The 9,548-nt window shown below is 30.6% G+C and carries 10 protein-coding genes; 1 reads left to right on the top strand and 9 read right to left on the bottom strand.

Annotated features, from left to right (window positions below):
* From KPL55_RS24800 to KPL55_RS24760, 9 genes are all read right to left on the bottom strand, one after another.
* A partial coding sequence (locus KPL55_RS24800) for a copper ion binding protein (RefSeq protein ID WP_216309435.1) occupies nucleotides 1-378 on the bottom strand: 378 nt, incomplete at its 3' end.
* 16 nt (nucleotides 379-394) lie between these two features.
* Nucleotides 395-664 (bottom strand): metal-sensing transcriptional repressor, encoded by a 270-nt coding sequence (locus KPL55_RS24795; RefSeq protein ID WP_216309434.1) that lies wholly within the window; start codon nucleotides 662-664, stop codon nucleotides 395-397.
* Nucleotides 665-941: 277 nt separating this feature from the next.
* Nucleotides 942-1,226, bottom strand: coding sequence for a hypothetical protein (locus tag KPL55_RS24790; RefSeq protein ID WP_216309433.1), 285 nt, complete (start codon nucleotides 1,224-1,226; stop codon nucleotides 942-944).
* 181 nt (nucleotides 1,227-1,407) lie between these two features.
* A complete protein-coding gene (locus KPL55_RS24785; RefSeq protein ID WP_216309432.1) occupies nucleotides 1,408-2,136 on the bottom strand; it encodes an N-acetylmuramoyl-L-alanine amidase family protein in 729 nt (242 codons plus the stop codon).
* Between the two features lie 317 nt (nucleotides 2,137-2,453).
* The gene (locus KPL55_RS24780) at nucleotides 2,454-2,636 is read right to left on the bottom strand and encodes a hypothetical protein (RefSeq protein WP_216309431.1); all 183 of its coding nucleotides are present in this window, start codon (nucleotides 2,634-2,636) and stop codon (nucleotides 2,454-2,456) included.
* A 213-nt stretch (nucleotides 2,637-2,849) separates the two neighbouring features.
* Nucleotides 2,850-4,631 carry an urease accessory protein UreH domain-containing protein gene (locus KPL55_RS24775; protein WP_216309430.1) on the bottom strand — a complete coding sequence of 594 codons (1,782 nt, stop codon included), beginning with the start codon at nucleotides 4,629-4,631 and terminating at the stop codon, nucleotides 2,850-2,852.
* Nucleotides 4,632-4,846: 215 nt separating this feature from the next.
* A complete protein-coding gene (locus KPL55_RS24770; protein WP_216309436.1) occupies nucleotides 4,847-6,214 on the bottom strand; it encodes a sensor histidine kinase in 1,368 nt (455 codons plus the stop codon).
* Nucleotides 6,215-6,235: 21 nt separating this feature from the next.
* The gene (locus KPL55_RS24765) at nucleotides 6,236-6,916 is read right to left on the bottom strand and encodes a response regulator transcription factor (protein ID WP_216309429.1); all 681 of its coding nucleotides are present in this window, start codon (nucleotides 6,914-6,916) and stop codon (nucleotides 6,236-6,238) included.
* Between the two features lie 201 nt (nucleotides 6,917-7,117).
* Nucleotides 7,118-8,254, bottom strand: coding sequence for a C40 family peptidase (locus KPL55_RS24760; RefSeq protein WP_216309428.1), 1,137 nt, complete (start codon nucleotides 8,252-8,254; stop codon nucleotides 7,118-7,120).
* Nucleotides 8,255-8,634: 380 nt separating this feature from the next.
* Here KPL55_RS24760 and KPL55_RS24755 point away from each other — a divergent pair, with 380 nt between their 5' ends.
* Nucleotides 8,635-9,360 carry an HNH endonuclease gene (locus tag KPL55_RS24755; protein ID WP_216309427.1) on the top strand — a complete coding sequence of 242 codons (726 nt, stop codon included), beginning with the start codon at nucleotides 8,635-8,637 and terminating at the stop codon, nucleotides 9,358-9,360.
* Nucleotides 9,361-9,548 lie beyond the last annotated feature (188 nt).

Here is a 9,548-nt window from a genome sequence, read left to right as displayed (position 1 = left end):
TATATCTGATGTTCTAACCAGTGATGGTTCAAAGGAAACAGTTAATTTTTCAGTTGCAAAGTTTACATCAGCAGTTACTACTCCATTAAGTTTTCTTGTTACTCTTTCTATATTCTTAGCGCAGGCCGAACAAGTCATTCCTTCTAGCTTTAATGTTTTATTAGTTGTTTGGACTAGTAATTTGTACCCAGCTTTTTCAACTGCACTTTGTATTTCTGATAATTTAATTTTTGACTCATCGTAAGTTATATTCAATTTTTCTGTAGCAAAATTTACATTTGCCTCTACCACACCAGGTAACTTCTTTGATACTCTTTCAACAGCTTTTGCACAAGCAGAGCAGGTCATTCCTTCTATTTTAAGTACTTTATCTTCCATGTAGTTTACCTCCCTATTATTTATTTCCAATTAATTTAGCAAGTAATTCTATTATTTCATCAACTTTGTCCTCACCTGTATTATTTATAAATGCATCTTTTACACAATGATTAAGATGTTGCTTTAAAATTAACATATTTGATTTTTTAAGTAGGGACTGTGCTGCAATTATTTGATTTGATACATCAATACAATACCTACCATCTTCCATCATCTTAATTATTCCATCAATTTGCCCTCTTGATGTTTTGAGTGATTGAATTGCTTGCAGTTGGTCTTTATTCATTTAAATACCTCCTTACTCCCCCCATATAGGGGGTGGTATATGTTTATATTATGTACCTTAAAATATATAATATAAACATAATAAAATAAGTTATTTCAATTTATAGCTCATAACTATTTGATCTCCACTGCTTTTATTATCTTTTTCTGCTTATTTTAATTTAAATCCAGAACCATGCCTCTACAATAGCATTATCACAAGATTTTTAGCGTTTTTCATATCTATATCCACATAATACCTAATTATTATGTGGATTTGATTGATGAAGAAGAGTATATTATTTAACCTCAAGTGTTTTCTTATCCACATTGGTATTGTCACAACAACTTCCTTTTTTGCTACCACGCATCATCATTGGAATCATGAAAATCATCATTACTGGGCATATAAATGGCAATATCCTCACAACTACACTACCAATACTGGGACTAACCTTTATTATAAGTGGCAAAGAAAACAGAATAGCTATAGGTAAGCCACAACAAATAGCCATATGAACCATGTGCTTTAGTGGACTATGTTTATTGCTTTGCTTACTTTTTTTATCTTCATTACAATTCATACTTAACCCTCCAAGATGCTTTCTATAATTCAGAAAACAATCATACTTTAATTACATTATATGTTACGTATATGAAGACCATATGAAGAACCTAAAAGCATAATAATTAATTATTACTATAGTTGCCTTAAAAATAAGTCTAGAATCTAAAAAATTCTTGAGCTATATTTATGTGTACTGATTAAGGATCTATATAATTGAGTGCTCCCTCAGCGATTGCTTTAGCAAGTTTTTCTTGATAATAAGAGTTATTAAGCAACATTTCATCATTCTTGTTACTGATATATCCTAGTTCTAGCAGTACGGTAGGCGCTTTAACATTCCTAAATATTGAAAAAGTTTCTCCTCTTGTTCCTCTATCAACCAATCCCACATCTTTAATAATTTGATTATGGATTAGTTGGGCAACTTCTTTTCCTTTTAAACTTTCATTGCTATAAAAGGTCTCAGTACCTTTGACGTTTTCCTGTTTAAAACTGTTGAGATGTATACTTATAAAAAGGTCTGCCTGGCGGTTATTTGATATATCTGCCCGAGCTGCTAAGTCTTGCTTTACATTTGCCGGCCAGTCTACATCGTCACTTTTACGAGTATAAACTACATCAATATTGTTCTCCTTTAGAATAACACCAACCTTTAAAGCTATAGCTAAAGTAATATCTTTTTCCATGATTCCTTTAGAACCGATTGAGCCAGGATCATAACCTCCGTGACCTGCATCTAAAACCAGAATTTTCTTTGGTGATGCTGGGTCACTTATGGTTGTTTCAGAGCTAACTACATCATTATCTGACTTCTGCTGAGCCAGTAGATCTTTAGATTGAGTTGAATATATTGGCAAATTATAAAATAGAAAAATAATTAAAGTGGCTAAAATTGCATGTAGAAATTTTTTTTTATTACGTATCATGATATTCTCCTAAGTTTATGTAAAATTTTTATATCATATGTTCTTCTTGAATTAATTATAACAAAATGTTATGAAGAAAAAGTGAAGAGGCCGCAATCTGAGAGGTGAGGATTTAATTACAATTATTTATATAGACTCTTATTGAGAATAATTATAAGGTATAGATGTGAAGAACGCATGTATATTACAATTGGAGTCTTAAAAGTTAAATGAAAATGCTTTGTGATATGAAAACAATGGGAATCTTTAAAATTGCGAATATTTTGGGTGCAACAAAAAAAAGCTAAGGTACCCCTTAGCTTTTACGTTCATAACTTTTATTTACATTCCATAAGTTTTGCACATTCTGATACACCTTTATCCATCATTTGAGCACATTCAGCTACATGTCTTCCACCCTTTGTAGTCGCCATTTCAGATACATGACTTGCAGCGAAAACCTGAGTAGATACAGATAATAAGGTTATAACTAATGCAGATACTGAAAGTATTTTTTTCATAGTAATCCTCCTTAAAATTCTTATTATTGAATTTATTTAATATTGAAAAACTCCAAAATATATATTGCATTAATGATTAATAAAACAGAAAATACTATCTGTATATGTTAATCACATGTGCAGTAAGTGAACTATTTATACACATTATAGCAACAAGTTGTGTAGATTATATAAAGATAGCCATTAAAGAAGCTATAACTTATCTTAATTAAATTATTTTAGATACTTATCCCTTACTTCTTCAAGCACTATAGGTTCAATGTCCTCAGATACATCTATTAGGCTAAGTGTAGTGTTATCTTTAATAATTCCATAGACGCCGGCTTTATCAAAGGTTACCTCTAACTTATTAATTCCTTTTTTGCCTTGAAAGGTCGCAATAGGTTTAGAGTCAGGGGCAATTATTGAGTATGATCCCGACGTGTTATCAAACTTTGTTAAGTCAATAGATAAATTAGTTTTAAGACCACTCTTTGCTACTGCTATAATAGGAGAAAGTTCATAACCAATTCCACTTATAGCTATACTTTGAATGTTATTATTTACCTTGGCTTTTTTAACTAAGATATCTATAGGGGTTTTAGTTAAATCAGTGCCATATATACTAGGTCTAACAGGAGAAGCAGAACTAGTTTCAGTTTCACCACTTGGAGCTTGATCACTTGAAGTATCTATAGCATTAACATCATCTACTACTTTAATTACTCCACCTATCATACCCATCCAGCAACTATAGTTTATATCTTCATCTACTGGGGTGAAATTTATGATATTTTCACCTGATTTTAATTTTTTTTCTATATTCATAGAAGGAACAACGATAGAATTATTACAAGAAGTTAGCTGTTCTCCATTTATTACCCACTTAACAGGTACGTTTTTTTGCACATATAGTACACTAGGCGTGTATCCACTAGCAGTTGCAGTCATATTTATTATTTGGACTCCATTTTCAAGAGTAGCTTTTGAAGTGTTTCCAGGAGAATTAGGCTCCTTAGCAGCGTTATTCTGCCCATGAGCAGCACGCATTAAGGCCATAGGGGATATATTAATGCCAGCAAGAGCTAGTCCTCGATTACCCATAATAATTCCAAGAACAACTATAAGAATTCCTCCAACTTTTACAAGTTGCTTAGTGCTATTCTTACTTAGCATACCAGAAATAGCACCAAATCCAAGCATTAGAGGAACTGTGCCAAGCGCAAATATAAACATTGAAGTAGCACCAAGTACCGCACTACCTGTGCCAAGAGCATATAATTGCATAGTTTGAAGCGGTCCACAAGGCATAAACCCATTCAATATACCTACAATAAAAGGAGTTTTTCCACTCTTTTTAATACTGCAGGCGGGCCTTGGTAATTTTATGTTAAATCTTCTAAAGAGACTATATCCAGACATATTGAGTCCCATAATAATCATAAAAAGTCCAGCTAAAACTTGAAGTCCAGCCTTAAATGGTAAGGAAAGTGAGAAAACAGAACCTAGAGCTCCAACAAGTCCACCAAGAATAGTGTATGATATCACTCTGCCTAAATTATAAAATATAGCAGGTTTTAAAGATTGAAATTTAGTCTTATTTTCTGCTCTTATACTTTGTGATAACATTATGCCGCCACACATACCCACGCAGTGTAGGGAAGTGAAAACACCGACTACAAATAGAACTAAATAAGATGCATTTTCTAGCTTAGATTCCATGTTAAAGCTGTTACCAGCCTTGCTTATAAGAAAAATAGCAAGAATTATTATTAGAATGCCAGCAATTCTAAAATTCCCTGAATTTTCTGTGCTATAGCCTAGTTTTGGTATAACTTCTTTAATTTCTTTAATATTGCACATTTCATCATCATATTGTACAAATACACTTTCACTCTTGTAATCAGCTACTGCCTTAGTCACTCCCTGTATATTCATCAAAGCTTTTTCAATTCTAGCTTCACAGGAAGCACAGGTCATGTTGTAAACTTTAATTTCTTGTCTTTTAATACTCATAGGTCACCTCTTTATCTAATTATACTAAGGAGATGTGTAGATGGTATAAAGATATACTCAAAAAAAATATTGAATCCAACAAGTTATTTGTCAGGATTCAATGTTGATTTGGTCAACGTAAGAATAAAAAACTTTCGTCAGTTAATGCACCATTCGTATTAACTTCACATGTAGCTTAAACAATAGCTTTTACTATAGTCAAACTTATGTTTGAGCTAATATAATCTATTAAAGTAGACGGTAACATCGCATCCCTTTCCTCCTTTACTCTTCACATCTATACTTGCCTTATGAAGTGTCAATATATTCTTTACAATGGTGAGTCCTATTCCTGTGCCTTCTATTTCATGTCTACTTTTATCTCCTCTATACAACCTTTCAAATATATAAGGTAAGTCCTCCTCATTGATTCCAATGCCTGTATCTTCTATTTTTAATATTACTTTTTCATTTAATTCTTTTAAAGTAATATTAATTTCACCCTTGTCTGGAGTAAATTTAACTGCATTTGAAAGTAAATTAATTATTACCTGTTTTATCTTATCACGGTCTCCTAAAATGTTACATGGTTTACTAGTGCTATATTCTAATGACATGCTAAGATTCTTATTTTCCGCTATTACTTTAAAATCATTTACAACTGAAGAAAGAGTATCCTTCAAATCAATTATTTCCATACTTAGCGCTATTTCCTCCGCCTCAACCTCTTTTAAGGTATTTAAATTGCCTAAAAGCTTTCCAAATCTAATAACCTCTTCATTAAGATAAGTTAATCTGTCATTATCTACTGGAAAAATACCATCAATCATAGCTTCAAAATTATTTTGAAGAATATTAAGTGGTGTTCTAATTTCATGGGAAATATCTGATATTAACCTTTTTCTAAGCAAATCCTGATGTTGAAGCTTTTCTCCAAGCGTATTTATGCTATTTCTTAAATCTTCAAGCTCTAAAATATTACTCTTATTATGTGATCTTTCTCCATAATTTCCGTTTGAAAGATAAACTGAAATCTTTGAAATTTGGCTAAGAGGGGTGGAAAATTGCTTTGAAATAAACATACTTATTATTATTGTTATTAAGATTGAAAGTACAACACTTATAATAATACTCTCATTTATTGAAGTTTTGAAATTCACATCTTCTTCGGATAATAGTACTGGAGCATATTGTCCTATTTCTACATATCCTACAATTTTGCTATTAGATCTTATTTCAAAGGTGTTTGTAGTATAAACTCCTTCATTTTTAATGTGCATATGAACGTTAGGATTTTGTGTCAAGTCATTAGGGTCCATTCCCCAGATAATTTTTTTATTTTCCTCCTTAAGAGTAAGACAATAGTTGCTCATATAGGCTTCATGCATAATTTCTATTCCTGACTTTTCATTCCACTTACCATTTTTTTTGTATACTTCTTCTAAATATTTAACTATTCTAATATTCCTCTTATTTTGTGTCTCAACTAAATACTTGTTAAAGGTTCTTGATATTGTTATATTTACAAAAAGCGTAGATAATAAAAGTGCTAATATAGCGGTACATACCAAAATAATACTTAATCTTCTTCTTATGCTTTGCATAAAGTTTATGCTTCTCATAAATTAATCACCACCAAATTTGTAACCAATTTTAGTTACAGTTAATATGTATTTAGGATTTCTGGTGTCCTCTTCTATCTTTTTACGTATATTCTTAATGTGTACATCTATTGTTCTATCAAAACCTTGGAAATCTATTCCCATAATTCTTTCAATCAGTTTTTCTCTTGTAAATATTTTTCCCTCATTAGATGATAGAATATGTACTATGTCAAATTCATTTGGTGTAAGATATATTTCCTGGCCACGCGCTTTAACTATTCTTTTCTCATAATTAATTTCTAGATCACCATTATTATAAATTTTTGTTTCACACTCATTTACATTAAGCCTTCTAAATAAAGAATTTACTCTTGCAGTTAGTTCTCGTGGGCTGAACGGCTTAACGAGATACTCATCTGCTCCTAAATTTAATCCTTCTATTCTATTCTCTAAAGTACTCTTTGCTGTAAGCATAAATATATGCACCTCAGAAATTTTTCTTAGTACGTTACAAACCTCTTCACCAGATATGTCAGGCAGCATTAGGTCTAATATAACTAAGTTAAATTTAATTTTTTCGAAAAGTTTTATACCTTCCATACCTTTTGTAGTACAATAAACAATATAGCCTGCTTTTTCAAGATATGCTTTTAGTATTTCTGAAATCTTTTCTTCGTCTTCAATAATTAATATATTATTCACGTTTAATTAACCCCTTTTTAAATTTAATAGTTGACATATTTGAATTTACTCATTATTATGATTACCTAATATTTATCACAATATAAAAACATATTATTTAAGGAGTTAATAATGTTAAAGTAAAATCCAGTTAAAAATATATATTGTGCAGAGTTCATTAAAAAAACTTCAAAACTGTACTTTGCACAATATATGTATTTTTTATTTTACTCTTCTGGCAGTTACATAATCTTTTCTTCCCATTGGTGATATTTTAATCACATCTCCTGTGTGAGGAGCATGTATATAATTATTATCCCCAACGTAGATACCCATGTGATGAGGATTTGCAAACGTTCCAAAGAACACCAAATCGCCAGCTTGAAGGTTGTCTCTAGATACTTGTACACCGTCTTTTATTTGATGAAAGGTGGCTCTTCCTACCGATATCCCAAAATGCGCATATACGTATTGTGTAAATCCTGAGCAATCAAATCCCGAAGGCGTTGTTCCACCCCATAAATATGGTGTGCCAAGGAAGTTAGAAGCGTAGGCAATTATAGCATTACTTGATATAGGAGCTGATCCTCTTGAAGGTGTATATTTAGGTGCTGAATTTCTTATTTCATTTATTTTTGTTATGCCTTTACTTGCTGACACTTCAGGTTCATTTATTTGTGCTACAAGAATATTTTCCTTACTGTTTTTTAGATCTGTTATCAATTTATTATGTAATTCTTTAGAGACAATTTCCTTTCTCTTTAGTTCAGTTATCAGTTTATTTTGTGATTTTTTAGTAACGTTTATGTTATCAAGCTTCTGCTTATTATCTACTTGCAAATTCAGCAGTACTTCCTTTGTAATATTTAAACTTTTCTGCTTTTCAATTAATTTATTTTGGGAGATTTTAAACTCCGCCACTACTTTTTTATCAAATTTAATAACGGTTTTTATGTTTTCTACTCTAGATATAAAATCTCCAAAGCTCTCTGACTCAAGTATTACATTCATATACCCATCAAATCCATTTATGTACATGATTCTCATCCTATTATTAAATAGTTCTTGTTCCTTTAGGTTTTCCTTTTCAACCTGTTTAGCTCTCGCAGCTGCACTTTCAATCGCCTTTTCAGTTTGGAGTATTTTCACTTTATTCTCTTCTGTCTTAGTCATGATTTTTTCAATTTCATTATCAAACTCTTCTAGTCTAGTTTCAATTGCTTCCCTCTCATCTTGAATTTTCGTTAGTGAATCCTTCTGCTGCTGTAACTTCTCATTTGTTGGGATCGCTAGTGCTGTCACATTTGAAGCTAAAATTAAAGTAATTACAATTGCGATACTCCTCAGGGCATTCTTCATTATTACATCTCCTTCTCACTCTTTTAAAATACATAAGACACAGAGAGAATTTATCATAAACTTATGTAGTTCTTATGAAGATTGTCCACATTTATGGTTTATGCATTTTAAAGAGTATAGAGGGCATAGACACGTGTCTTAAAATGCTGTATTAACCAATTAGCGCATCTACAACATTATTTAGACCATGTTCAAAAGTCATGCTTTCAGTTGTATTTCGTATAAAGCCCTGATGCGAAAAAAATCACTGTATCTATCTTTATAAAATCTACATATTCTATTTGTATAATCTAAATATAATTTATATTCATAGAATAGAAACACAATCTTATGATACGACTTCTAATGTAGCGAAATCTTGAATATTTTAGGGAGGACAAATGAATTTTAAAGAGTTTAATTTTAAAACAACTATGCCTTTAACTACTTATATAATTAATGAATTGCATCCATTTAATTTCTTTGAAAATAAAAATGATGAATTTTTAGAAAAAATACTTGTGCCTAATAAAAAAACATTATTACATGATTATATTGAATTTATTCATGAGGATGAACTGGATTATGCTATAAGAAAAACTGGATATGAAAGTATAATAGATAATGTAATTGATACTCTTTTATTTTATAACATAGATTATACTGATATGACGGAAGAAGAAGAAAATAATATCGAACTAAAAGAAGAATATTATTCGCAACTAATTGAATTATACTATAAGTTAACGCCAATTATTGTAGAAGAAATTTTCACAATTTTATATATGGATAAAGGGCTTTTAAAAAAGTTTAATGAAAGCATTTCTAAGATAATAAAAGACATGAAACCAGATAAATATAAAATATATCTCGAAAAAGATGGAATAGTAAAACGGTGTACCCATTTACCTAAATGGTTGAAAAACGGTGTATTTTTTAGAGATAAAGGGATATGTCAGACTTGTGGTAAAGATTTAACTTGTCTGATTAGTACAGATAGTAAAATAAACTATGATTACATAATTCCATTAGAGAAAGGTGGTTCTAATGATCCGTCAAACTTTCAATTAACTTGTAAAAGTTGTAATACATCAAAAGGAGTAATGTTAACTACTATAAAAAATTAGGTTTCTTTTGTTCCTTATTGGGAACTATAAATATAATCAAAAAATTATGAGGAGTGAAAATTATGATTGATTTTAAAGCAATAAGATTAATTACCATTATCATGGCAATGCCCCTATTATTTTTCACTGGTTGCAAACGTAATTATACAAATGAGTCGCAGAATAACCTAAAGCAAGGTGAGAACACC

The sequence above is a fragment of the Clostridium lacusfryxellense genome, assembly GCF_018861735.1.
GTDB lineage: Bacteria > Bacillota > Clostridia > Clostridiales > Clostridiaceae > Clostridium_AD > Clostridium_AD lacusfryxellense.
The sequence above is the reverse complement of the archived record's forward strand: the minus strand, read 5'-3'. Positions and strand labels throughout refer to the sequence as shown.